Here is a 23148-nt window from a genome sequence, read left to right as displayed (position 1 = left end):
CGGGATTCGGGGAGGGCCTCGGTTAGGCTGAGGGCAGACCCCTCGTGCGGCATCACCTCGCCGAACTCCCCCAGGGCCGGAAGGCAGCAAGGGTAAGTGAGCTCTGGTGGGTGCGCGAGGGGTCCTTGCTGTCCCCAGGGCCGTCAGGCGCGCGGGTTGAGGGCTGGCGGGTTCGCGGCGGAACCCTCGTCCGGCCCCTCAGACGTCGTCGAGCCGCCGCCACGTGTGGACGACGGCGACCGCTCCCGCCGGCGCGATGGCCGCGGCCAGGAGCAGTTGCGGCAGCCCGACGTCGGACGCTGCCTCCGCGCCGCCCATCTCCGTCCACAGCGACGTCGCCGCGTACGGGAACCACGGCCCCGCGCCGAGTGCGGTTGCGATCTGGGCCACCATGACGACCCCGATCAGCACACCGATCGTGCCGAGCGGGCTGCGCGTGAGCGACGCGACCCAGCCGAACGGGATCGTGAGCCCGGCGGACAGCAGTCCGGCGGTAAGCGCGAGACCGGCGCGGTTCCAGGCGCCGTCGTCGAACGGTTCATCCGTCACGGCGCACACGAGCGCCGACGCTGCGAGCGTCAGCCCGACGACGGCGACCACGCAGCCGGCCAGCCACGTGAGGTGAACGAGCACCTTGGCGAGCGCCACACTGCCGCGCGAGGTGGCCATTCCTGTGCGTGCACCCGCGAGGCCCGTGGCGATCTCCTGGCCGAACGTCCAGGACATCGCGAATCCCCCGGCCATGAGCAGCGCGACCGAAAGGATCTGCGCGGCGACGAGAACGTGGGTCTCGGCGAGCGGGCCGACCGCGTAGGGGGCGAACTTCGCCGTGGTGATCGTGGTGGCGGTGTCGGCGCGGGCGAGCGCCACCGCCCCGACCGACATGGCCGGGATCACCAGCAGGAGGAGCACGGTGGCGAGGCGCACGATCGTGGACCGGCTGCACAGCAGCCACTCGGTCTCCCATGCGGCGGCGAAGTTCCTCATGAGGTGGGCTCCGGGTCGGAGGGGGTGATACCGGATCGGCGCGGGCTGGCGTGGCCTCTGCTCAGGTGTTCGGCTCCGACGGCGGGCGTGACGGGGGAGCCGTCGCCCACGGAGGTGTCGGCTTCTCTCGCGTGGGCGCGGCTGTCGGCGTCGTGCACCACGTCGAAGAAGCGGCGCTCCAGGTCGGTGCCGCCGGGCTCGAGGCCGCCGACCACGCGGCCGTCGTGCACGACGACGATCCGGTCCGCCACCCGCGAGACCTCGTCCAGGTGATGGCTGGAGACCAGGATCGCCGCGCCACGTGCGGCGCACTCGCGGATCAGGTCGCGGACGACGACCACGCCCCGCGGGTCCAGTGCGCTCGTGGGTTCGTCGAGCACGACCGCCTCGGGGGAGTGAACGGTGGCGCACGCGATACCCAGGCGCTGCCGGTTGCCCTGGGAGAGGCCGCGCGACCGGGTGTCCGCCCACGGTTCCAGCGCAAGCTGCCCGACGGCGGTCGTGGTGGCGCGGGCCGCGGCCGCGCGGTCGAGACCGTGGAGGCGGGCGGCCGAGCGGATGTTCTCCGTGACGGAGAGATCCGGATGGGCGAGCGGGGCATCGATGAGCTGGCCGAAGCGGTGCGCCGTGTGTTCGAGCAGGTCGTCCGGGCTGCGGCCGAAGAGGCTCGGCGTACCGCTGCGAGGGCGGAGCCGGCCCGCGAGGACGCGCATCGCCGTCGTCTTGCCGGCGCCGTTGAAGCCGATCATCGCGACGACCTCGCCGGGGTCGACGGCGATCGAGAAGTGGTCGAGGGCGACGCGGGCGCCGAAGGAGTGCGAGACGTCGTCGAGTTCGAGGACGCTACTCATGAGGCGGTGCCTGGGGAATCCGACGGGGACTCTTCCCGGTGGTTCTCGGCGGTGGTGTCCTCGGCCACGATCTCCACCTCGAAGCCGTCGTCGTTCTCGAGGTAGGCCGCGTAATGGTCAGGGCCGCCGGCGAACGGATGTCTGTCGCGGAACATGAGCGTCCAGCCGTGCGACGCCGCCTCGGCGACGAGCGCGTCGACCTCGCTCCTGCCGCCGCCGTGAAATGCCAGGTGGTTCAGGCCGGGGAGCCTGCGATCATGGAGCGGGCCGGAGGCGGCCGAGCTCTGCTCGACGACGATGTAGCTGTCTCCGAGGATCCAGCTCACGCCGTCCGGCCAGCGCTGATGCTCGCTGTAGCCGAGGCGGGACAGGAGCCGGCCCCACGTGTGCTCGGCTCGGGCCAGGTCAGGTACCCAGAGCTCGACGTGATGCAGCGTCCCGCGACTCATACGGTCATCCTTGCAGGTGGTGGCCAGGTGATTCCACGGCATGCGGCCGGGACGAACGGCGGTCACGGCCCATGCGCCGCCGGGTGCCTGCGAGCAGGTTCGTCGGCTCGCCTCAAGTGGACCAGTGGTCGAGCAGATCCAGGAACGACGCATCGGCACGCGCCCAGGCCTTGTCCCGGCCCTCGCGCGCGGACTCCAGCCCGGGCAGCAGTGACTCGGCGATCAGGAGTTCCCCGTCGACGAGTTCCTGGAGCAGGCGTGGGACGGGTACCTGCCCTGTCTCGCGGGTCCGGGCTTTCTCGGCGACGAGTTGTTCCGCGGCCCGCCGCACGGGGTCGGAGACGTCGGACTCCTCAAGCAGCGGCCCGAGAGCCATCGGAGGCACGGCTTCGTCGTGGACCCGCAGCCAGCGAAGCGTCATGGCGGGCCGCAGTACGTAGAAGAACTTCTTGATCGACCCGCCCTTCGCGAGTGAGCCGAGCTGGTTGCGAGCCACGTGCAGGTGGTGATTGGTCAGCGCGAAACGGTCGACGATGTCGTCGGCCAGGTGGAGCAATGTGTCACGAAGCTGTGCGTCGCCGCGGTACACGATGGGCGAGCGCAACCACTCGCCGACCGTCGCGTTGCCCTTGACCATCAACCCCAGGGCCTTGCGCAGGTCCCAGCCGTTGACGTCGAAGATCTTGTCGAGCGGCGTCTCGATCACGTCGCGGCGACGTCGCAGGCTGAGGTAGTCCTCGACGCGTGAGACGTACAGGAAGCGGCAGTCGTAGTCGGAGTCGGGGGAGGGGAAGCCCCAGGCGCGACTGCCACTCTCGATCGCCCACAGGATGCGCACATCGTGGACCGCCTCGACATCGTCGAGGCGGTCGTCGATGGCGGAGACGACAGCGGGGTCCATCGCGTCGGGGATGTTGCGCACGGGTGGCACATTAGGGGTGAACGGTGGCGTGGTACTCGCCTTTTCGGGTTGCACGTGGGACTCGGGTTGCAGGCTGGGATTCTCGACGGGCGGGCTCGCTGGTGAGGGCGCTCGAGGCGCTGGTTGCTCCGGGCGCCGGTTGCTCCATCGGTGGGCCCCCACCTGCCCTCTTGACAGAACCGGCCTGCATATCAGAAGGGCGGTTGCTCGGGGGCGTTCGGGTGGTTGCCGTTGACGCCCCGCGGGCGCTGGTCGTCCCTGTCGTTCCTGGGGCTTGCGGCGGGCCCGTCGGCGTCGAGGGCAGCTGTGTTTCCTCCGATGGGGTCGGGTGCTGGTGCTGGTTCCGGTTCTGCTGGTGTGGCGACTTTTGCCCTCATGAACTGCCTGAAGCTGATGGGTTCGGGGTCGGTGCTGGTGGGGGCCTTGGTGTAGCGGCGGCCGGTGGGCGCGGTCCAGTACGTGATCCCGGATGCGGGGTCACGGCGTGCCTGCCAGCCGTACTTCGTCTTGAGCCGGTGGTGGGTGCGACAGAGCGCATGGAGGTTGTCGGCACGTGTCTGTCCGCGCTCGCCTGAGGCATAGGCATGGCCCTTGTCGTAGGGGTCGATGTGGTCCAGGTCGCACCACCGGGCATCGACCTGGCAGCCAGGCCCGCGGCACGTGGCGTCGCGCAGGCGCACCGCGTCGGCCAAGGGCTTGGGAGGCTGATAGGAGCGTGTCGAGTAGTCGATCAGGACGCCGGTGACGGGATCGGTCACCAGCCGGGTCCAGGTGGAGTCCGGGTCGAACGCGACCCGGGCGGCGGTGGTGGCGCTGACCGGGCCGAACCCGTCCAACCACGCAGCTCCGCCGGCGGCGTCGGTGTCGGTCTCAACGGCGTCGGTGTCCGGAGCGTCGGTGCCGGAAGCGTCGGCGCTCGGGGTTGCGCCTATCGGCGCGTCGGGAGCGGCCGTCGGCGTCTCGGCCGCCTGGGTGCGTAGTGCGTCCAGCGGCACGGTCACGCGCACGACCGGGCGGGTCGGGGTGAGCCGCACGATCGGCCACTGGGTGCGCTCGTCGTCCGGCTCGCTGGGGCGGTTGCGGTCCGTGGCCAGGGTGCGGTCATCGTCGTTGCTGTGTTCCACCCGCACGTCCAGGCGCTGGCCGCCGCTGTGGGCATCGTCCGGGCCGTCGATGTCGTTCCGGTGGCTGGCGTTCTCCAGGTCGCGGTGTTCGGGGACGAGGCGGCCGGTCACGATGGAGGTGAGTACGTCCGCGCGGAGCTGGCCCAGCGTGCGGCTGTCGTCGGTACGGCGCATCTGCTGTGCGAGGTCGTCGATCACGCCCCACACGGCCGCGGAGTCCACGGCCGGCAGGAAGGCGGTCAGGATTCCCATCTCGTCCTCGCACACGTCATGGAACACTGCTCGCGACTGCGTCGCAGCCCTGCTCTCCTTGTCCGGGTCCAGGGCCCGGGCAAGCTTGCGCATCTCGTTGGCGAGCCAGGACGCCGACCGGTCGGGGGCGATCGGCAGGAGCTGCTCGATTGCCCTGGCCCGCTGCTGGTCGGTCAGGGATCGTCCGGCCAGCAGGAGGGCATCCGCTCGGGGCGCGTCGATGCGCCCCGAACTGAGGTGCTCGATCACGACCGGGTGGCGGAGGCCGGCAGTGGCTCGCACCGTCACCGCCCGTGCCGTCCTCCGTGTCTCGCGCAGTTCACCGGACACCATCGTGGTCGTCTCCTCGAAGCCCGTGAACCCTTCCGAACGCTGCACGAGTTCCCCGGCTGCCCGAGCCTGCACGCCCGCAGCCCAGCCCGCCAGGCTCGCGGCGGCGCGCACCATGTCCGCCAGGACGTCATCGGGCAGATCGGCGACGTGGCCGGCGAGCGCGTCCAGCACCCGACCCGTAGCCGCCGGCTGCTGGTGCTCCAGACCTGCGCGGGACATCTCGACCAGCCGCGCGATTCGTGAACCATCGTGCACTGTGCCTGCCCCCGTCCGATGAGATCGACCTCTTCGCTGTTCTGTTCGATCATACGTAGCACATGTCCTTGCTGCTATCTGAGATGAGAATCTGTGTACAAACATAGCTTTCCACAGGTTATTGTCTGCTTCAGTGGTCTCACCGCATCGATTGGCCTGGTCAGGCCTTGCTTCTGGCGTGGCCTCGCGCTGACACACTGCCGCTCATGGCCCGTACCGTTGCCGCCCGATCCGTCGACGAGCTCATCGCGCACCTTGGTTCCGGAGCCACCGTCAAGTACCTGCACTTCTGGGGCCACAGCCCGGAGGCCGACGGCCGGCTCGGGCGGGGCTGCCTGAGCCAGTGGTGGCCGTCGCCCTTCGCCGTCGACGGAGTGACCTATCGGACCGCTGAGCACTGGATGATGGCGGAGAAAGCGCATCTGTTCCACGATGCGGAGGCCGAGCAAGCCGCCGTCGACGCCGCGAACCCGGCTCTCGCGAAGGCCGCTGGGCGGACGGTGCAGGGGTTCGACGACTTGGTCTGGGAGCGAGCACGTTTCGAGATCGTCGTTCGTGGAAGCGTCCACAAGTTCTCGTCAACACCTGAACTGCGGACCTATCTGGTGAGCACCGGGGAACGCGTGCTCATGGAGGCCAGTCCGCGGGACAGAATCTGGGGCATCGGAATGGGCGCGCGGAATGAGAACGCCGAGCGGCCGAACTCCTGGCGAGGGCACAACCTTCTCGGCTTTGCGCTGATGAGGGCGCGGGCAAGGCTCCGGCGCGAAACGACAGCGTAGGCGCACCCCGAGGGGCGGCCCGGGCTGCCCGTCAGGGCCGAGAGCCGTACGGTGGATCCATGGTGAACGAGGCGATACCGGGTTGGCTCAAGCGTGTGTTCGCCATGCCGAACGCGCTATATCGCCTCCGCCTGGGTGGTCTTCTCGGTCATCGGTTCGTGCAGATCACGCATGTCGGTCGACGCAGCGGCCGCACCTTCACCACTGTCCTCGAGGTCGTGGACTACGACCGGGAGACGGGTGAGACCGTCGTCGTCTCCGGCTTCGGGCACCATTCCGACTGGCTATTGAACATTCAAGCGGGCACCGGTGTGAAGGTCAGTTTCGGGCGGACCCCGCGACCGGCGTCGTACCGGATGTTGCCCGCCGACGAGGCGGCCGCGGTCTTTGCCCGGTACGAGCGCCGCAACCGGCTCCTGATGCTGGTCGCGCGGCCGGTTCTCGGGAAGCTCGCCGAATTCGAGTACCGCAGCACCGACGACGATCGGCGTCGGCTGGTCGAAGCACTTCCGATGGTCGCCTTCCGCCCGGCGTGACGCTGGGGCGACGCCTGAGGGCCCTCCCGCCGCGGGTGGGCAGCTCATCCTTCTCCCGCCGCGGGCGGGCAGTTGACGGCAGCGTCGCTCGGACACTGCCGGCACGGTCAGGATCAGCTCAGATGCCGCCGTCGGCTCCGGCGTTCTGCTCGTGCCATGCTGCGAGAAGGTCGAGGCTGAGCGGCGCGATCGGATGAGGCGCCGTCGGTGCGGCCGGGTCGATCCATGTCAGGTCGTCCAGTTCTGCCAGCGCCTGCGGCCTCTCTCCTGGCGCCAGACGGACCACGAAGGCGTGTGCGTCGACGTGGTGATCCGGCTCGTTCGCGGCCGGTGCGGTGAATCTCCCGAGTGGCTCGGCACGCGCGGGATCGAGCGCGAGCCCGACCTCTTCCTCGAACTCGCGCAGCAGTGCGGGCAGCGGTTCCTCACCGGGTTCGATCTTGCCGCCCACCTGCATGTACGACGTCGTGCCGCGCTTGCGGACCAGCAGGTGATGCCCGTCGGCCCCGATCACCACCGCCGCGACGATACGCAGCGTCGTCACCGGTGCCGTCATGCCTGGTCGATCGTCTCGTCGATGACCGTGCCGCCCAGCACCTTCACGACCAGCGGCACACCGACGAGTCCGCCGCCGGATTCGAGGTCCGGGTCGTCGGCCGACATCTCCTCGTACGAGGCGGCCCTCGCGCCCGCGGGTTTCGCCCCGAGCCCTGCCCCCGTCGGCTCCGTGCCGCCGGCGGCCACTCCGGGGTTGCGCGCTGCCTGCGCGCGCCGTAGCGCCTCGCGGGCGCGATCGGCGCCGGTCAGGCCGGCCGGTGCGCCCTGGGTCGGTCTGCTCTGGGTCGGTCTGCCCTGGGTCGCGTAGACCGACTCGGGAACCGGTGGTGGCTTGGGTGTGCGGCCTCCGCTGGGCTCGAGGTCGTCGTCATAGCCGGGCGGGGGTTCCGGAATCGGCTCCTCGTCCGCCGCGGTGGTGGTTCCGGCCGACGACGGCGCCGCGCCGGGTTCCGGCACCGCCGCGGACGACCGAGCGGGTGCGGCGCGATCCGCCACGGCGACCGCGGCCGATCCGGTGTTCCGGCCGCCGCCGCTGCCCGCGCTGCCGCTGCCTCCGCTGCTGGTGGGCCCGCCGCTCGTGTCTGCGCCACTGGCGACCCCTCTGCTCGTGCCCGCGCTACCGACCGCATTCGCGTCCTGGCTGCCGACCGTGCCACGACCACCGGCCTCACGTGAGCCGCCCGCCGCGGCCGAGCCGCCCGCCGCGTCGCCCGCGCTCGCCGCGTCGCCCGTGACCCGGCCGCTGTCTTCGGTACCCCGGCCGCCATCAGCCGCGACCCAGCCGTCGGCTGTGGACCGGACGCTGTCCGCGCCTTCGTTGCCGGCCGAACTCCGGCCGTTGGCAGAGCGGCCGTCGCCGATCGAAGCAGGTTCCCCGATGTTGCCGGGATCCCCGTCATTGCCCGGACCGCCCGCTGCGCTCCGGCTGCTGTCTGCTCCCCGTCGACCGGCCGTGCTCCGGTCGTCCCCGGTGTCCCGGCTTCCGGCGGTGCCCTGCGGGCCCGCCGCGCCTCGGCCGTCGGCAGGACCCGGCGCAGTACCCATGTCCTCGCTCGGCCGGCCGCCGGGGACGGGGACCTCCGGCCAGCCATCAGTCTCGGCGGATGCGCTCGCTGGAGCGGACACCGCCCCGTCTGCTGTCGATCCCGATAGCCCCTGATGATCGCCGCCCGGGCCGTCCGCCGCCCGTGGGCCGGTCGCGCTGCCCTGCCCCGAGAGACCAGCGGGACCGCTGCCCGGGCCAGTGTTTCCGCCCAGCCCGGCGTTCCCTCCACGGCCGCCACTTCCGGCAGGCCCGCCACTTCCGGCAGGCCCGCCACCTCCGGCACGCCCAGCACCTCCGGAGGGCCCGCCACCTCCGGAGGGCCCGCCACCTCCGGAAGGCCCAGCACCAGAGTCCCCGCCGCCCTCGGCGGGACCGGGACCGTCACCGACGATGCCCTCCACCTTCACCTGGATACCCAGGGTCTGGTAGACGGCCTCCTCGACGGCGCTCGTGTGCCGGGGGTTCGCGAATGCCCGGGCAAGGCCGTCCGCGCGGAACGCCAGCTTCAGCACCCTGCCGTCGAGCGCCGCGACCTGCGCGTTCTGCCCGACGAGCGACCAGGTGACCCGCGCTGCGGACAACGTCTCCAGTACTTCCGGCCAGCGCCGGCGGACTTCTTCCGTGGTCATCGCGCCGCCGACCGCAGTGGGAGCCTGCGCGGGCGTGGCCTGCTGAGAGAGTTCCTGGCGCCCCGGCTCCCCGGCCGGCGGAACCAGCGCAGGCGCAGGCGCCTGCTGGTCTTCCTCGCCGGCCGCCTGAGATTGCGGAGCGACCGCCCCAGCGTTTTCCACCGCGGACGTGGCCGGCCTCGTCGGCGCTGCCCCCGGGGTCGGCGCTGCCCCCGGGGTCGCCGCAGCCCCTGCCGGTGCCGCAGCCCCCGCCGGTTCCGGAGCCCCCGCCGGTCCGTCCACCGTCGCGGAACCCGCGTCGGAACCGCCGGGCGACGTGGATCCACCTGGCGCCCCCTTCTTCACACGGTTCGCCTCGACGATCGCGCGGGCGGCCGCGGCGCCGGTCAGCCCGCCGCCCACGTCTCCGACGGGTGCCGGGTCGGCGCCGGAGCCGCCGGTGGTCTGCGTCGCGATTCCCCCGCGTTCCAGCCGGTCGATGCGTGCGGCGAGCCCGGCGGCGCCGTCGTCGGCTCCGGGGAGCAGCAGACGCGCACACAGCAGCTCCAGGTGCAGTCGCGGCGACGTCGCACCCGTCATCTCGGTCAGCGCCGCGTTGACGAGGTCGGCAGCCCGCGACAGCTCGGCCACCCCGAGGCGCCCCGCCTGGGCCCGCATCCGTTCGAGCTGGTCGGTGGGAAGATCGCGCAGCACCGCATCCGCGGCCTCTCCGGAGACACCGATGACGATCAGGTCGCGCAGCCGTTCGAGCACATCCTCGACGAACCGCCGCGGCTCGTGCCCGGTCGCGATGATCTGGTCGACGACCCGGAAGATCGACGCGCCGTCCCGCACCGCCAGCGCGTCGACGACGTCGTCCAGCAGAGTGGCATGGGTGTAGCCGAGCAGCCCGACCGCCAGGTCGTAGCCGACCTCGCCGCCCGACGCGCCGGCGATGAGCTGGTCCATCACGGACAGCGAGTCCCGGACCGAACCGCCGCCGGCCCGCGTCACCAGCGGCAGCACGCCGGACCCGACCTTGATGCCCTCGGCATCGGACAGCTTCTCCAGGTACGGCGACAGGACGTCCGGGGGGACGAGCCGGAACGGGTAGTGGTGCGTGCGCGACCGGATGGTGCCGATCACCTTGTCCGGCTCCGTGGTCGCGAAGACGAACTTGATGTGCGGCGGAGGCTCCTCGACGATCTTCAGCAGGGCGTTGAAGCCCTGCGGCGTCACCATGTGCGCCTCGTCCAGGATGAAGATCTTGTACCGGTCACGCGCCGGGGCGAAGGTGGCGCGCTCGCGCAGGTCCCGTGCGTCGTCGACGCCGTTGTGACTGGCGGCGTCGATCTCGACGACATCGAGCGACCCCGTACCCCCGCGAGCCAGCTCCGTGCACGACTCGCACTCGCCGCACGGGGTGTCCAGGGGACTGTCGGGCGTGTTGCGGTGGCAGTTCAGCGTGCGCGCGAGGATCCGGGCCGACGTCGTCTTGCCGCACCCGCGCGGGCCGCTGAACAGGTAGGCATGGTTGACCCGGCCGCTGCGCAACGCCTGCATGAGGGGTCCCGTCACGTGCTCCTGACCGATCATGTCGGCGAACGTGTCGGGCCGGTAGCGGCGATACAAGGCGGTGGTCACGCGAGCAACGATAGACGGGGAGGCTGACACAGACGAAGGGGGCGGTGAATGGCGCGGACGGAGGGGCGAGGTTCGCGCTCGGGCGGAACTGAACGGGGCGTCGATGTCAGATCCCGCCGCCCACGAAGAGCGTCACGGACGATGCCCGTACCGGCTCGGCAGCCTCAGTGCGCCGTCACGTTCGACCGGTACAAGAGCGGACCGCAGCCCAGTTCACCGAGTTCGAGCTGGACCCGTGGGAAGTCCGTGTAGCGAAACGGCTTGTCGTTCCCGACCCGCACACCGACCAGGCAGTCGCGGTGCCCCGGCCCCATGACCGAGGCCACCAGCTCGTTCCCGTCCCGTCGCGCCGCGACGGTGTGATCGGGGAAGACATCCTCGAGTGCTGCCAGGACGCTCGCATCCTCCGAATCGGGGCCGGCTTCGGAGAGCACCTCGAGCAGCCGCTCCTCGTTCGCCGTCGAAGAGGCCGACTCGACGTTCCAGGGCGCAGTGGGATCCGGAGATGCCGGGGACGGCATCGCAGTCGGTTCCGGTGCGGCTTCACCGGTTCCGTATCGGGTGATCAGTTGGGGTGTGCAGCCCATCCCGCCGATCTCCAGTTCCTCGGACGGGTACTCCACGGAGACGTATGCGGGGCGCCCAGGCTCTCTGACGGCGACGACGCAGTCCACCGGATACGGCATCCCGATCGCGGCCACGATCGTCTCGTCGCCGTCCACGTACGGGCCGTCCAGGATGCCGACACGGATGGTCAGGTCGTAGCCTTCGTACTCCTCGAAAGGGAACTCGTCCCCTACCGCCTGCTGGATCTCGTCGCTGACGATCACGTGGCTGATGTCTTCGTAGACGCTCAGGTCGACATCGTCCAGCGCCCGCCGGACCTTGACGCCCACCTCGGGGCCGAGCTCGGCGGGCATGCCCGCAGGCAGAGCAGGGGGCGTCGACCCTTGTGCGGAGCAGTCGATCTCGTCCAGATCGGCCGCCTCGTCGTACTCGTAGTATCCCACTGTCAATCGGTAGCACTCGACGGCATGTCCCCCTGTCCGTCCGCGCGCGAAGAGAGTGCCGCCGGATCCACCGTGGACGACGACCTCGATACGGAGATCCACGCGTGCACCGTCGGCGTCATCCGTGGCACCGTCCCAGCCGAGGAGTTCGACGACGACGTCGGCATTCCGCCGATCGGGGAGCCGAGGATCAGGTTGCCTCAGGATCGCGCTCTCGGCGATCTGTTCGGCGTGCAGCACCCCGTTGCTGTTGTGCAGGGGCACGACGACCTCGTCGGCGATCGTCGCCGCCGTGTCCGCCGCGGTCCCGCGGGCGATCCGGTCGCCGTTCCCGGGCGTCGCCAGATAGATCCCGTATCCGATGACCGCCACGACGGGCACCACGATCACCAGCGCCAGCGTCCAGGCTATGACCAGCCCCGTCGTGCGCCACCGAGAACGCCCGGCCGACGGCGGGGCTGGGTCGGGAGGAGTCCGGTCCATGAACCCTGTATAGCGTTCCGTGGCGAGGATCCAGCCAGAATCACAAGTCCCCTACGATCGTCGCGTGACGACGACGCGCGACCTGCCCCGCTCCTCCCCGGAGGCGGAAGACCTGGACCCGGAAGCCGTCCTCCAGCTCGTGCAGAACCTCGACGGCCTGGACGCGGTCCACAGCTTCATGCTGCTGCGCCACGGGAACGTGATCGCCGAGGGCTGCTGGGCGCCGTACGATCCCGCGACACCCCAGCTCATGTTCTCCGTGAGCAAGAGCTTCACCAGCCTCGCCGTCGGCCTCGCGATCTCGGACGGACTTTTCGCTCTCGACGACAACGTGCTGGACCACTTCGAGGCCGAGGCCCCCGAGTCGCCGTCGGACAACCTGCGGGCGATGACGATCCGGCACCTGCTGACGATGAGCACCGGCCACGACGTCTCGACGATGGAGGCGATCGAACCCACGAACCTCGGCCTGCGCGACGCCGACTGGGTGCGCCAGATCCTCGCCATGCCCGTGCCGTACCGGCCCGGCTCGCGGTTCGTCTACAACACGGGAGCCACCTACCTGGCAGGCGTGCTCGTGCAGCGTCGCACGGGCCGGCGGCTGATCGAGTACCTGGGCGACCGTGTCCTCGGGCCGCTCGGATTCCAGGGCGCCTCCTGGGAGCAGGACCCCGACGGGCTCGACGTCGGCGGCTACGGCATGCGCGTACGGACCGAGGACCTGGCGAAGCTCGGACAACTCTGCCTCCGACGCGGGACGTGGGAGGGCGAGCAGCTCGTCCCCGCGGAATGGATCGACGCCGCCACCTCCCACCAGATCGACAGCACCCACGCCGACTGGCCCGAGTGGCGACAGGGCTACGGATTTCAGTTCTGGCGCTCGCGGTTCGGCGCCTACCGGGCCGACGGCGCGTTCGGCCAGTACGCGATCGTCTGGCCGGAGCACGACGTCGTCCTCGCGATCACGTCCGGCCTGCAGAACCTCCAGTCGGTGCAGGACGCGGTCTGGGACGCCCTGCTCCCGGCACTCGACCCGGCCGCCGCGCGGGACGCCGGGGTGTCCGCCGCAGGGGACGCCGGGCTGCCGGGCGACCCGCGGCCGTCGTCGGACATCGTGGCGCCCGACGACGGCGTCACCTGGGACCTGCGCCTTCCCCTGCCCGCGGGGGAGCGCAGCGGACCCGGGACGCCGGTGACCGGGCACACCTACCGCATGTCGCCGAACGTCGGCGGTCTCGAAGCACTGGAGCTGACCTGGGACGACGCCGGCCGCATGGCGCTGCGCGAGGAGACTCGCGGGCAGGAGCGGACGCTCTCGCTGGGCCACGGCGAATGGGTACGGCAGCGGGTCGACCTCGCGAACGGGCCGGAGGAACTCGCCTGCGCGGCGGCATGGACCGAGACGAACGTGCTGCTGGTGCGGATGATCTCCGTCGGCTCCCCGTTCGCCTGGACGCTCACGCTCCGGTTCGACGACGACGGCGTGGCGGCCACCCTCGACCAGAACGTGTCGTTCGGCGACACCCGCCTGCTCGATACGAAGGGCACCGCCGTCTGACCGGGACCGCCGTGGAGGTCCGGCGGAGGTCTACCACCGTCCGCACGCTCCGACGGGCAGCTGACCGGTCAGGCGTCGCCTGCCGACGGCGCTCCGCAGAATGCTGCCCCGATCCGCGTCGGCGCGGCGCCCGCGATTCGGCCACGACTCGGCCACGGTTCCGTGCCCGACCAGGACTTTCGTCGCCGATGTCAGTGGTTGGCGCTAGCGTCTGCCCATGCCCCCAGACAGTGGAGTAACTGCGCACGGCGTGCGGCGGTCCTTCGGCAGCGTCGAGGCAGTGGCCGACGTCGACCTCGTCGCCGCGCCCGGACGCGTCACGGCGTTGATCGGGCCCAACGGCTCCGGCAAGACGACCCTTCTGCTCATGCTCGCCGGGCTTCTCACGCCTGACGCGGGCACCATCTCCGTAGCCGGGTTCGATCCGGTCACCCGGACCTACCAGGCCCGCTCGCGCACAGGCTGGATGCCGGACGTGTTCGGCACCTGGGACTCCCTGACCGCGCGGGAGGTGCTCACCACCGTCGCCGCCGCCTACCGGATCGCCCCGGCGGACGGCGAGCGGCGGGCCGCCGAACTCCTCGACCTGGTGCACCTGTCCGAGCTCGCCGACGAGCCCGCCCACGTGCTCTCACGTGGACAGAAGCAACGCCTCGGACTCGCGCGCGCCCTCGTGCACGACCCGGAGGTCCTCCTGCTCGACGAACCCGCATCGGGCCTCGACCCGCGCTCGCGGGTCGATCTGCGGGTGCTGTTGCGGCAGCTGGCCGCCGAGGGAAAGACGATCCTCGTCTCCTCGCACGTGCTCACCGAGCTCGACGAGATGGCCGACGACGCCGTCTTCATCTCCCGCGGTCGCACCGTCGCCCCGGAGATGATCGAGTCGGCGGGCGAGACCCGCCAGTGGCGGATCAGCGCCCTGGACCGGGACGTGCTCCTGGCACATCTCGCCCAGGCCGGCGTCACCCACGACATCGAGCCCGACGGCGGCACGGGCGTCCTCGTCCAGTTGTCCGACGACACCGAGGCGGCCGCGCTCCTGGGCGACGCCGTACGCGCAGGAGTCGACGTGGTGAGCCTCGCCCCCGCGGGCGGCGTGCTGGAGCAGAAGTACCTGGCGCTCGAGGAGGAACGGCGATGACGGGGACGACGACGGACGCGGGCGCACCCGCCCCGACAGGGACGACGGCGGCCGCCGGAGCCGAGCGCGGGACCTGGTCCCTGTCCTGGCACGGGCTGCGCACGGTGACCCGGCTGGAACTGCGCCAGCGCGTGCGGTCGACACGATGGAAGCTGGCGCTCGTGCTGTGGGTCCTGGTGGTCGGTCTCATCACCGGGCTGACCACGTGGGCGTTCGCCGTGGAGGTGCAGAGCTCCTACTACCTGGGGTCCGACGAGCCCCTCGGCGGCATGATCTACAGCATCGTCGTGTGCTTCGTGCTGTTCCTCGGACTGCTCGTCGCCCCGACGCTCTCCTCCGGGGCGATCAACGGCGACCGGAACGCGGGAACGCTCGCCACGCTGCAGGTCACCATGCTCAGCCCGGCGGAGATCGTGCTGGGCAAGCTCGCGGCGTCCTGGCTCGCGGCGCTCGCGTTCCTCCTGGCGAGCGTGCCGTTCATCCTGTGGGCGCTGTTCGCCGGCGGCATCACGGCGTTCGCGCTCGTGGGGACCCTGCTCATGCTGGCCGTGGTGCTCGGCGTCGTGTGCGCGATCGGCCTCGGGTTCTCGGCTGTCGTCACGAAGCCGTCCGCGGCGGCGGTCCTCACCTACCTCACGATCGGGACGATCACGGTCGTGCTGCCGATCCTGTTCGGGCTGCTGGCCCCGCTGACCACCACGGACGACGAGGTGCGCGTCTGGTCGGAGACCTCCTACGACCCGGAGACGGGGTACGCCGAGGACTGCGAGTGGCAGACGCACACCCTCCCGGTCTGGCATCACGAGCGGACCTGGTGGATGCTCGCGCCCAACCCGTTCGTGCTCGTGGCGGACGCACAGCCACTGGTCGCGGACCCCGACGAGATGGACGACGTGAACCTCCTCGCCCTGCTGCAGTACGGCGTGCGATACGCGATGACGGCCGAGAACCCGGAGCGGGACGAGTGCTACACCGGCTTCGAAGCGGGCGGTCCGGAGGGGCCGGTCGAGGAGACCGAGGTGACCGACCAGATGGCGTGGCCGTGGGGGCTCGGGTTCAACCTGCTGTTCGGGGGCGCCGGCGTCGCCGTCGCGGTGAACCGGCTGCGGATCCCGACAGGCGTCCTGCCGAAGGGCACCCGCGTGGCGTGAGGCGGGACGGCCTGCCGGACTCGCACGTTGACGCCGCTCCGCGCGGCGTCAACCTGCGGCAGACGTGAGGCCTGTGCGCGGCCGGCGTGTACGGTCGTCAACGCATGGCGTGAGCCGGGCCAAGTGGGGGAGGAAACTGTACAGCGCTCAGCTCACGCGTGGAGCGCGTCGTACTCCGCTTCGGCGGCAACGTCGTCGTCGACGTCGAGGCGGAGGTGCGCGAGCACCGACTGGAGGACGCGCAGCGCGGAGGTCGCCCGCTCGCCCCACACGGAGAAGTAGCTGAACTGCCACCACCACAGCGCCTCGAGCTCGTGCCCGGTGTCGAAGTGCTGCAGGCCCTTGGCCATGGCCTCCGCGACGCACGCCAGATCGCCGGAGAGCGTGGCCGGGCCGACCTCCTCGCCCAGCATCGGGTCGGAGACCTCGAGGTAGTCGTCGAACCCGTCGAGAAGTCGCGACAACGCATCGCGCAGCGGATCCATGTCGGTCTCGGGGCCGGCGTCGGGCTCGTACCGCTCGGCGGGGACGACGTCGACGATCGCGGCGAGGCGCGCACCGACGGAGAGCAGGTCGCTCGTGGCCAGCACCAGGAGCGAGAGCTCCGCGCCCGGCATCGACCCGGACGCCACCTTCGTCAGCGTCGACAGGAACGTCCGGGCCTGGGCCGATGCCTGGTCGGCTACTTCGCGGAGGTCGGAGTCCGCGGCGATCTCGCTCATCGTTGTCACCCCTGTGATCAGTTGCCGACGATCCGCCGGCCTTCGAATGCCCGCCCGAGGGTTACCTCGTCGGCGTACTCCAAGTCTCCACCGACGGGTAGCCCCGAGGCCAGCCTTGAGACGGTGATTTCCAGCGAACCGATCAATCGGGAAAGATAGGTCGCCGTGGCTTCGCCCTCGACGTTGGGGTCGGTGGCGATGATGACCTCCTGGACCGTGCCGTCCGCGAGCCGCGTCATGAGCTCCTTGATCCGCAGATCGTCCGGGCCCACGTTGTCGATCGGGTTGATCGCCCCGCCGAGCACGTGGTAGCGCCCGCGGAACTCACGGGTGCGCTCGATCGCGACGACGTCCTTCGGCTCCTCGACGACACAGATGATCTCGTCCCCGCGGCGGGGGTCCGCGCAGATGCGGCAGCGCTCGGCCTCGGCGACGTTGCCGCACAGCTCGCAGAACCGCACCCGTCGCTTCACCTCCACGAGCGCGTCGACCAGACGCTTCACCTCGTGGTCGTCTGCCGCGAGCAGGTGGAACGCGATGCGCTGCGCGCTCTTGGGGCCGACGCCGGGAAGCCGCCCCAACTCGTCGATCAGGTCCTGGACCACGCCTTCGTACACCCGGCACAGCCTACGCGGACACTCCGACATCGACGGCGATCGCCGCGGCGCCGCGCGGGGCGACCGCCGTCGGACGCCGAATCTGTCGTCGGGCGCTCAGCCTGCTGTCGGACCGGATCTGTCGTCGGACACCGAGACCGCTGTCGGACGCTCAGCCCGTCGTCGGACACTGAACCCGTCGTCGGACACCGAACCCTCGTGACCCCGCCGCCGGGAGAGAATGCACAGCGTGCCCGAGCTCGATCTCCTCACCATCGTCCTGCTCCTGTTCGCCGCGCTCGCCGCGGGCTGGGTGGACGCCGTCGTCGGCGGGGGCGGGCTGATCCAGCTCCCGGCTCTGCTGCTCGTCCCCGGCATCACGCCGGTCCAGGCCCTCGCGACGAACAAGCTCGGCAGCATCCTGGGCACGGCGACGTCGTCGATCACCTACTACCGGCGCGTGGGGCCGGACCTGCGCACCGCCGGCCCGATGGCCGTCGCGGCCCTCGGCGGGGCGGTCGGCGGGGCGGCTCTCGCCGCGCTGATCCCGGCCGACCTGTTCAAGCCCGTGATCCTGCTGGTGCTCGCGGGAGTGCTGGTGTTCACGCTCGCGCGGCCGAAGCTGGGGGAGTACGACGACCTGCGCTGGGTGGGCAACGGTCATCGCCGGATCGCGGCGGCGATCGGCCTGCTCATCGGCGGCTACGACGGCCTGCTGGGGCCCGGCACCGGGACGTTCCTCGTGATCGCGCTGGTGAGTGTGCTCGGGTATTCGTTCCTGCCGGCGTCGGCCATCGCGAAGATCGTGAACTTCGCGACGAACCTCGGCGCGCTGATCTTCTTCGTGCCGGCGGGGCACGTGATCTGGACACTCGGCCTCGGCCTCGGCGCGGCGAACCTGGTGGGCGCGTACATCGGGGCGCGGATGGCGGTGGCGCGGGGATCGCGGTTCGTGCGCGTGGTCTTCGTGGTCGTCGTTGCCGTCCTGATACTCCGGCTTGGCTGGGACGTGGTCGATGAATGGTCGTCCTGAAGGGTGGACGCCCTGGAGCGGTGTCCGACCCTCGTCGTAGCCTTGGCGAGCAAGCAGACCGATCCCGGCGGGCCGTTGAAAGAGACGGAGGCCGGCAAGAGGAAGCAGGCACATGGCACTTGTCGTGCAGAAATATGGCGGTAGCTCGGTCGCTGACGCGAAGAGCGTCAAGCGGGTCGCGAAGCGTATCGCGGAGGCCAAGCGGGCCGGGAACGACGTCGTGGTCGTCGTCTCCGCAATGGGGGACACCACCGACGACCTCCTGGACCTGGCCGCACAGATCAGTCCTCTCCCGCCGAAGCGCGAGATGGACATCCTCCTCACCGCGGGCGAGCGCATCTCGATGGCGCTGCTGGCGATGGCCACCAACAACCTGGGGATCAAGGCGAAGTCGTTCACGGGCCCGCAGGCCGGCGTGATCACCGACGCCGCCTACGGGAAGGCGCGGATCGTCGACGTCGTCCCGCACCGCATCCGGACGACGATCGAGAAGGGGCAGGTCGCGATCGTGGCTGGCTTCCAGGGCGTCAACCGGAAAGAGGACGACGTCACCACGCTCGGGCGCGGGGGCTCGGACACGACGGCGGTCGCCCTGGCGGCCGGCCTCGGTGCCGACGTCTGCGAGATCTTCACGGACGTCGACGGCGTGTTCACCGCGGACCCGCGCATCGTGCCGACGGCGCGCAAGATCCACCGCGTCACCTACGAGGAGATGCTGGAGCTCGCGGCGTCGGGCGCCAAGGTGCTCGCGCTGCGCGCCGTCGAGTACGCGCGACGTTACGGCGTACCGCTGCACGTGCGGTCGTCGTTCAGCGGCGCGCCCGGCACCCTCGTTTCCGGTACCTACGGAGACCTGATCGACCCGAACGCCCCCGATGGCAATGAGCAGGAGGATGACGTCATGGAAGACCCACTGATCTCCGGCGTGGCACACGACCGGTCGGAGGCCAAGATCACGGTCACGGGCGTCCCGGACAAGCCCGGTATGGCCGCGCGCATCTTCGAGGTCGTGGCGGCCTCCGGCGCGAACATCGACATGATCGTGCAGAACGTGTCCGCGGCCTCGACCGGCCGCACGGACATCTCCTTCACCCTGCCCGAGGGCAGCGGCCCGAGCGCGCTCGCCGCGCTGCGGGACGTCAAGGGCGAGGTCGGCTACGAGAGCCTCGAGTTCGACGACCAGATCGGCAAGCTGTCGCTGGTCGGCGCGGGCATGAAGTCGCACCCGGGCGTCTCGGCACGGCTGTTCGGCGCCGTGCGCGACGCCGGGATCAACATCGAGATGATCTCCACCTCCGAGATCCGCATCTCGATCGTGACGCGAGCCGACAGCCTGGACGACGCCGTGCGCGCGGTGCACACCGCGTTCGGTCTCGACAGCGCCGACGGCGAGGCCGTCGTCTACGCCGGGTCGGGGCGGTGATCGCGGGATGGCTGTGATCTCCCAGCAGGGTGTGAACGTCGCCGTCGTCGGCGCGACCGGGCAGGTGGGTGCCGTGATGCGGCAGCTGCTGATCGACCGCGAGTTCCCGGTGCGGGAGCTGCGGCTGTTCGCGTCGGAGCGCTCCGCCGGCCGGACGATCGAGTTCGCCGGTGTCGACGTGACCGTGGAGGACACCGCGGCGACCGCCACCGAGGACCTCGCCGACATCGACATCGCGCTGTTCTCCGCCGGCGGCGGGACCTCGCGCGAGCACGCGCCCCGGTTCGCCGAGGCGGGTGCCGTCGTGGTCGACAACTCGTCCGCCTGGCGCCTCGACCCCGAGGTTCCGCTCGTGGTGTCCGAGGTCAACCCGGAGGCCGTCAGCGAGGCGGCCAAGGGCATCATCGCGAACCCGAACTGCACCACCATGGCCGCGATGCCGGTGCTCAAGCCGCTGGCCGACGCCGCCGGACTCGAACGCCTCAAGGTCGCGACGTACCAGGCGGTCTCCGGCTCCGGCCTGACCGGCGTGGCGGAACTGGCCGGGCAGGCGAAGGCCGCCGTCGCGGCCGGCGAGCCGGGCATCGAGGGGCTCGTGCACGACGGCGGGGCGGTGGAGTTCCCGAGCCCGAAGGCCTACGTGGCCCCGATCGCGTTCAACGTGGTTCCGCTGGCCGGCAACCTCGTGGACGACGGCTCGGGCGAGACCGACGAGGAACAGAAGCTGCGCAACGAGTCGCGCAAGATCCTCGGACTGCCGGACCTGGCCGTCGCGGGGACCTGCGTGCGCGTCCCGGTCTTCACCGGGCACTCGCTGGCGATCCATGCGGAGTTCGCGGAGGCGATCACGCCCGAGCGCGCGCGGGAGCTGCTCGACGGCGCGCCGGGTGTGGCGTTCGCCGATGTGCCGACGCCGCTCGTGGCAGCGGGCGCGGACCCGTCGTTCGTGGGCCGCATCCGCGCCGACCAGTCGGTGCCGGGAGGTCGCGGGCTGGTGTTCTTCGTCTCGAACGACAACCTGCGCAAGGGCGCGGCGCTGAACACCGTGCAGATCGCGGAGCTCGTCGCCGGTGATCTCGCGGAGCTGACCGCGCTGGACGCGGCCGAGGTCTGACGCAGGACAGGTTTCCCGCTCCACCCACGCCGGGGCGGCAGGTCTCACCGGACCTGCTGCCCCGGCGTTTTCCTTCCCCGAGGTCGCGGCTGATTTTCGTTCAGCAGGGTCCTGCACCCTCCATGAGGCGTCCGAAAGGTCTGTGCGGCTCTCCTGAACCGGTGTCAGTGTCAGCGTTGTGCCGCAGCCGCAGCCGCAGCCGCAGCCGCAGCCGCAGCCGCAGCCGCAGCCGCAGCCGCAGCCGCAGCCGCAGCCGCAGCCGCAGCCGGATCCGGAGTGCGGAGTTCGCCAGGAGGGCTTGCGCGCGGACCCCTGCCTGTGGTTCATTACTCATGTAATGAACCCCCGAACCGATGAACCAATGCACCGAGAGGAGGGTGGCCCGTGTTCGACGGCCCGGAACCGATCTACATCCAGATCGCGCAGATGATCCGCGCGCAGGTGCTCTCCGGTGAGCTCGACGAGGAGGACCAGGTCATGTCCACCACACAGTTCGCCACCACGTTCCGTATCAACCCAGCTACCGCACAGAAGGCGTTCGGGCAGCTCGTGGAGGAGAAGGTGCTGTACAAGCGCCGCGGACTGGGGATGTTCGTCGCGCCCGGCGCGCGGGAACGGCTCTGGGCCGACCACCGCGAGCGGTACTTCGACGAGGTGCTCGGCCCGGCCCTGGCACAGGCATCGCTCCTCGGCATCCCAGCCGACGACATCGTCGCCTACGTCCGCAGCCACCGGCCTCCCGGCGGATCGTCCGCCACGAAGGAAGGAGAGTCATGAACACGCTCCCGCCGTTCGCGGCGCGATTCGACGACGTCGAGGTGACGTTCCCCCGCTCCTGGGCAATGAACGCCGCCGGCACAGCCCACCGGGTACCCGGCAGCACTGCCCTCGACGGCATCACCTGTGAGTTCCCGGCCGGCCAGATCACTGGCCTGCTGGGCCGGAACGGCGCCGGCAAGTCCACGATGCTGGGCCTGCTCGCCGCCTTCCGCCGCCCGACACGCGGCACCGTCCTCGTCGGGCCCGACGGCGAGCTCCGTGACCCCTGGGAGGACTCCGCGCTCACCTCGGCCGTGCTGCTGGTCCAGGAGGGCGGAGACGTGCTGAACGACGAGAAGGTCACCGCCACCCTCTCCTTCTACGCGGACCTGCGGCCCGAGTGGGACGCGGACTACGCCGCGGAACTGCTCGACCTGTTCGAGGTGCCGCTGCGGAGGAAGCCGTCGGCCCTGTCCCGCGGCAAGCGGTCGGCGCTCGCGGCCACGCTCGGGCTGGCGGCCCGGGCACCACTGACGATCTTCGACGAGGTCTACCTCGGCATGGACGCGCCCACCCGGTTCGCGTTCTACGACGCCCTGCTGGCCGACTACACCGCGCATCCACGCACCGTGGTCCTGTCCAGCCACCTCGTGGAGGAGACCGAGCGGCTGTTCGAGCACGTGGTGCTCCTCGACCGGGGGCGGGTGGTGCTCGCGGAGCCCGCCGACGAGCTCCGTACCCGCGCCACCTCCCTGACCGGGCCGACGGCCGTCGTCGAACGCCTCACCGCCGGGCGCGATGTCCTGCATCGGCAGGAGCTCGGCCCCACCACGAGAGTCACCGTGGACGGCACGGTGTCCGAGAACGACGCCCGAGCCGCGACCGCCGAGGGTGTGGCGGTCGGTCATGAAGGACTGGAGAGCCTTTTCGTCCACCTGACGCGCACCTCCCGCGAGGCGACGGGCGCGAGGCGGGCGGAGGCCGAACGGGCACAGCCCCTGAAGGAGGGATCTCGATGAGCACCATTGCGCAGGCCCTGGACGAACGACGCGTCGTCGCGCACCGGAGCGCGGTCCGTGCCATGGACCGGCAGGTCGGAACCGCGCTGTGGACGGTCGGCGTCTGGTACTGGCCGATCATCACGCTGGCCGCGGTAGCGATCGCCCTGATCCAGCTGCGGGTCGGGGCGCTGGACGGCAGCACCGTCCAGTACGTCGTGGGCAGTGTCCGCTGGTTCGGGTTCGCGCTGGGCGTGATCGTTCCGCTGGCCATGATCCGCACGCACCTGGCAGCGGGTGGGACACGGCGTGCCCTGGTCCGCGGCGTGGCCCGGGGTGCGGCCCGGGCCGGAGCGGTGTTCGGGCTCGCCGTCGCGGCCCTCTACGCGGTGGAGCAGGTGACGTGGAGCCTGCTCGGCCTGGACTGGCACCGCAGCCTCGGGCGCGACGACAGCACCGGCGTCGTCGGGTTCGTCGTGAACGCGGTGGGCGAGGGCCTGGTGGTCTCGACGTATTGTCTGCTCGGCGTGGCCGTCGCGGGAGGATTCGTGCGGTTCGGACCGTGGCTTGGCCTGGTCGTCTGCCTCGGGCTGGGCGTCCCCGCCATCGCGGCCGACATCGCCCTGTACGCGGGACCCGCCACCGCGCTGGCCGAGGGGGTGTTCGGCCTGAGCGGCCCGCTTCCGGTGGTGGCCGGCCTGCTCACCGTCGCGGCGGCGGCAGCGGCGACGTACGTCGCGCTCGGCCTCCTCCTTCGCGACATTCCCGTCAAGAGGCCCATTTCCTGATCGCAACCGCCATGATTTGAGAGTGG

The 23148-nt window shown here is 70.9% G+C and carries 22 protein-coding genes and 1 other RNA gene; 12 read left to right on the top strand and 11 right to left on the bottom strand.

Features of this window, described 5'->3' with window-relative positions; genetic code table 11:
- The first annotated feature begins 33 nt into the window (after positions 1 to 33).
- Positions 34 to 130: signal recognition particle sRNA small type (gene ffs, locus ACYVK5_RS24275), an RNA gene on the top strand.
- Between the two features lie 68 nt (positions 131 to 198).
- On the opposite strand, the gene ACYVK5_RS24270 is transcribed toward ffs, so the two are convergent.
- The 5 genes from ACYVK5_RS24270 to ACYVK5_RS24250 form a co-directional block, all read right to left on the bottom strand.
- Complete coding sequence (locus ACYVK5_RS24270; RefSeq protein WP_460708553.1) at positions 199 to 987, bottom strand: ABC transporter permease; 789 nt, start codon at positions 985 to 987, stop codon at positions 199 to 201.
- Positions 984 to 1838: an ABC transporter ATP-binding protein gene (locus tag ACYVK5_RS24265; protein WP_460708552.1), complete on the bottom strand. Its 855-nt coding sequence runs from the start codon at positions 1836 to 1838 to the stop codon at positions 984 to 986. Before ACYVK5_RS24265 ends, ACYVK5_RS24270 begins: the two co-directional genes overlap by 4 nt.
- Positions 1835 to 2287: a VOC family protein gene (locus tag ACYVK5_RS24260; RefSeq protein ID WP_460708551.1), complete on the bottom strand. Its 453-nt coding sequence runs from the start codon at positions 2285 to 2287 to the stop codon at positions 1835 to 1837. The genes ACYVK5_RS24265 and ACYVK5_RS24260 overlap by 4 nt, the downstream gene beginning before the upstream one ends.
- Before the next feature lie 112 nt (positions 2288 to 2399).
- Positions 2400 to 3209 carry a nucleotidyltransferase domain-containing protein gene (locus ACYVK5_RS24255; RefSeq protein WP_460708550.1) on the bottom strand — a complete coding sequence of 270 codons (810 nt, stop codon included), beginning with the start codon at positions 3207 to 3209 and terminating at the stop codon, positions 2400 to 2402.
- A 191-nt stretch (positions 3210 to 3400) separates the two neighbouring features.
- The gene (locus tag ACYVK5_RS24250) at positions 3401 to 5137 is read right to left on the bottom strand and encodes an HNH endonuclease signature motif containing protein (protein ID WP_460708549.1); all 1737 of its coding nucleotides are present in this window, start codon (positions 5135 to 5137) and stop codon (positions 3401 to 3403) included.
- A 242-nt stretch (positions 5138 to 5379) separates the two neighbouring features.
- Between ACYVK5_RS24250 and ACYVK5_RS24245 the strand changes: the two genes are divergently transcribed.
- The gene (locus tag ACYVK5_RS24245; protein ID WP_460708548.1) at positions 5380 to 5955 is read left to right on the top strand and encodes an NADAR family protein; all 576 of its coding nucleotides are present in this window, start codon (positions 5380 to 5382) and stop codon (positions 5953 to 5955) included.
- 59 nt (positions 5956 to 6014) lie between these two features.
- Positions 6015 to 6491, top strand: coding sequence for a nitroreductase family deazaflavin-dependent oxidoreductase (locus ACYVK5_RS24240; RefSeq protein WP_460708547.1), 477 nt, complete (start codon positions 6015 to 6017; stop codon positions 6489 to 6491).
- 118 nt (positions 6492 to 6609) lie between these two features.
- On the opposite strand, the gene ACYVK5_RS24235 is transcribed toward ACYVK5_RS24240, so the two are convergent.
- The 3 genes from ACYVK5_RS24235 to ACYVK5_RS24225 form a co-directional block, all read right to left on the bottom strand.
- A complete protein-coding gene (locus ACYVK5_RS24235; protein ID WP_460708546.1) occupies positions 6610 to 7047 on the bottom strand; it encodes an NUDIX hydrolase in 438 nt (145 codons plus the stop codon).
- Entirely contained in the window at positions 7044 to 10346 is a 3303-nt protein-coding gene (locus tag ACYVK5_RS24230) for a DNA polymerase III subunit gamma and tau (RefSeq protein ID WP_460708545.1), read from the bottom strand. Before ACYVK5_RS24230 ends, ACYVK5_RS24235 begins: the two co-directional genes overlap by 4 nt.
- Before the next feature lie 164 nt (positions 10347 to 10510).
- Complete coding sequence (locus tag ACYVK5_RS24225; RefSeq protein WP_460708544.1) at positions 10511 to 11839, bottom strand: hypothetical protein; 1329 nt, start codon at positions 11837 to 11839, stop codon at positions 10511 to 10513.
- A 64-nt stretch (positions 11840 to 11903) separates the two neighbouring features.
- Between ACYVK5_RS24225 and ACYVK5_RS24220 the strand changes: the two genes are divergently transcribed.
- From ACYVK5_RS24220 to ACYVK5_RS24210, 3 genes are all read left to right on the top strand, one after another.
- Positions 11904 to 13397 (top strand): serine hydrolase domain-containing protein, encoded by a 1494-nt coding sequence (locus tag ACYVK5_RS24220; protein ID WP_460708543.1) that lies wholly within the window; start codon positions 11904 to 11906, stop codon positions 13395 to 13397.
- 217 nt (positions 13398 to 13614) lie between these two features.
- The gene (locus ACYVK5_RS24215) at positions 13615 to 14538 is read left to right on the top strand and encodes an ABC transporter ATP-binding protein (protein WP_460708542.1); all 924 of its coding nucleotides are present in this window, start codon (positions 13615 to 13617) and stop codon (positions 14536 to 14538) included.
- On the top strand, positions 14535 to 15689 hold the full coding sequence (locus ACYVK5_RS24210; protein ID WP_460708541.1) for an ABC transporter permease: 1155 nt from the start codon (positions 14535 to 14537) through the stop codon (positions 15687 to 15689). Before ACYVK5_RS24215 ends, ACYVK5_RS24210 begins: the two co-directional genes overlap by 4 nt.
- A gap of 152 nt (positions 15690 to 15841) precedes the next feature.
- Here the strand turns inward: ACYVK5_RS24210 and ACYVK5_RS24205 are convergent, their stop codons facing one another.
- Complete coding sequence (locus ACYVK5_RS24205) at positions 15842 to 16411, bottom strand: DUF5063 domain-containing protein (RefSeq protein ID WP_460708540.1); 570 nt, start codon at positions 16409 to 16411, stop codon at positions 15842 to 15844.
- A gap of 17 nt (positions 16412 to 16428) precedes the next feature.
- Positions 16429 to 17028 (bottom strand): recombination mediator RecR, encoded by a 600-nt coding sequence (gene recR / locus ACYVK5_RS24200; protein WP_460708539.1) that lies wholly within the window; start codon positions 17026 to 17028, stop codon positions 16429 to 16431.
- 220 nt (positions 17029 to 17248) lie between these two features.
- Between recR and ACYVK5_RS24195 the strand changes: the two genes are divergently transcribed.
- The 3 genes from ACYVK5_RS24195 (at position 17249) to ACYVK5_RS24185 (ending at position 20577) form a co-directional block, all read left to right on the top strand.
- Positions 17249 to 18040 carry a TSUP family transporter gene (locus tag ACYVK5_RS24195; protein ID WP_460708538.1) on the top strand — a complete coding sequence of 264 codons (792 nt, stop codon included), beginning with the start codon at positions 17249 to 17251 and terminating at the stop codon, positions 18038 to 18040.
- Between the two features lie 112 nt (positions 18041 to 18152).
- Entirely contained in the window at positions 18153 to 19463 is a 1311-nt protein-coding gene (locus tag ACYVK5_RS24190; protein ID WP_460708537.1) for an aspartate kinase, read from the top strand.
- Between the two features lie 7 nt (positions 19464 to 19470).
- Positions 19471 to 20577 carry an aspartate-semialdehyde dehydrogenase gene (locus tag ACYVK5_RS24185; protein ID WP_460708536.1) on the top strand — a complete coding sequence of 369 codons (1107 nt, stop codon included), beginning with the start codon at positions 19471 to 19473 and terminating at the stop codon, positions 20575 to 20577.
- A gap of 100 nt (positions 20578 to 20677) precedes the next feature.
- Here the strand turns inward: ACYVK5_RS24185 and ACYVK5_RS24180 are convergent, their stop codons facing one another.
- Entirely contained in the window at positions 20678 to 20911 is a 234-nt protein-coding gene (locus ACYVK5_RS24180; protein WP_460708535.1) for a hypothetical protein, read from the bottom strand.
- 50 nt (positions 20912 to 20961) lie between these two features.
- Between ACYVK5_RS24180 and ACYVK5_RS24175 the strand changes: the two genes are divergently transcribed.
- The 3 genes from ACYVK5_RS24175 to ACYVK5_RS24165 are packed head-to-tail and all read left to right on the top strand — an operon-like array spanning position 20962 to position 23122.
- Entirely contained in the window at positions 20962 to 21354 is a 393-nt protein-coding gene (locus ACYVK5_RS24175; RefSeq protein WP_460708534.1) for a GntR family transcriptional regulator, read from the top strand.
- The gene (locus ACYVK5_RS24170) at positions 21351 to 22355 is read left to right on the top strand and encodes an ATP-binding cassette domain-containing protein (RefSeq protein WP_460708533.1); all 1005 of its coding nucleotides are present in this window, start codon (positions 21351 to 21353) and stop codon (positions 22353 to 22355) included. Before ACYVK5_RS24175 ends, ACYVK5_RS24170 begins: the two co-directional genes overlap by 4 nt.
- Positions 22352 to 23122: a hypothetical protein gene (locus ACYVK5_RS24165; protein WP_460708532.1), complete on the top strand. Its 771-nt coding sequence runs from the start codon at positions 22352 to 22354 to the stop codon at positions 23120 to 23122. Before ACYVK5_RS24170 ends, ACYVK5_RS24165 begins: the two co-directional genes overlap by 4 nt.
- Positions 23123 to 23148 lie beyond the last annotated feature (26 nt).

The organism is Myceligenerans halotolerans (assembly GCF_054782975.1).
Note: the sequence above shows the minus strand (reverse complement) of the source record. Positions and strands in the feature narration are given on the sequence as shown.

Excerpts from the sequence above, each read along its gene's own strand:
- ACYVK5_RS24270 (WP_460708553.1), bottom strand. The coding sequence starts at position 987 with ATGAGGAACTTCGCCGCCGCATGGGAGACCGAGTGGCTGCTGTGCAGC.
- ACYVK5_RS24265 (WP_460708552.1), bottom strand. The coding sequence starts at position 1,838 with ATGAGTAGCGTCCTCGAACTCGACGACGTCTCGCACTCCTTCGGCGCC.
- ACYVK5_RS24260 (WP_460708551.1), bottom strand. The coding sequence starts at position 2,287 with ATGAGTCGCGGGACGCTGCATCACGTCGAGCTCTGGGTACCTGACCTG.
- ACYVK5_RS24250 (WP_460708549.1), bottom strand. The coding sequence starts at position 5,137 with ATGTCCCGCGCAGGTCTGGAGCACCAGCAGCCGGCGGCTACGGGTCGG.
- ACYVK5_RS24245 (WP_460708548.1), top strand. The coding sequence starts at position 5,380 with ATGGCCCGTACCGTTGCCGCCCGATCCGTCGACGAGCTCATCGCGCAC.
- ACYVK5_RS24240 (WP_460708547.1), top strand. The coding sequence starts at position 6,015 with ATGGTGAACGAGGCGATACCGGGTTGGCTCAAGCGTGTGTTCGCCATG.
- ACYVK5_RS24235 (WP_460708546.1), bottom strand. The coding sequence starts at position 7,047 with ATGACGGCACCGGTGACGACGCTGCGTATCGTCGCGGCGGTGGTGATC.
- ACYVK5_RS24225 (WP_460708544.1), bottom strand. The coding sequence starts at position 11,839 with ATGGACCGGACTCCTCCCGACCCAGCCCCGCCGTCGGCCGGGCGTTCT.
- ACYVK5_RS24215 (WP_460708542.1), top strand. The coding sequence starts at position 13,615 with ATGCCCCCAGACAGTGGAGTAACTGCGCACGGCGTGCGGCGGTCCTTC.
- ACYVK5_RS24210 (WP_460708541.1), top strand. The coding sequence starts at position 14,535 with ATGACGGGGACGACGACGGACGCGGGCGCACCCGCCCCGACAGGGACG.
- ACYVK5_RS24205 (WP_460708540.1), bottom strand. The coding sequence starts at position 16,411 with ATGAGCGAGATCGCCGCGGACTCCGACCTCCGCGAAGTAGCCGACCAG.
- ACYVK5_RS24195 (WP_460708538.1), top strand. The coding sequence starts at position 17,249 with ATGCACAGCGTGCCCGAGCTCGATCTCCTCACCATCGTCCTGCTCCTG.
- ACYVK5_RS24190 (WP_460708537.1), top strand. The coding sequence starts at position 18,153 with ATGGCACTTGTCGTGCAGAAATATGGCGGTAGCTCGGTCGCTGACGCG.
- ACYVK5_RS24185 (WP_460708536.1), top strand. The coding sequence starts at position 19,471 with ATGGCTGTGATCTCCCAGCAGGGTGTGAACGTCGCCGTCGTCGGCGCG.
- ACYVK5_RS24180 (WP_460708535.1), bottom strand. The coding sequence starts at position 20,911 with ATGAGTAATGAACCACAGGCAGGGGTCCGCGCGCAAGCCCTCCTGGCG.
- ACYVK5_RS24170 (WP_460708533.1), top strand. The coding sequence starts at position 21,351 with ATGAACACGCTCCCGCCGTTCGCGGCGCGATTCGACGACGTCGAGGTG.
- ACYVK5_RS24165 (WP_460708532.1), top strand. The coding sequence starts at position 22,352 with ATGAGCACCATTGCGCAGGCCCTGGACGAACGACGCGTCGTCGCGCAC.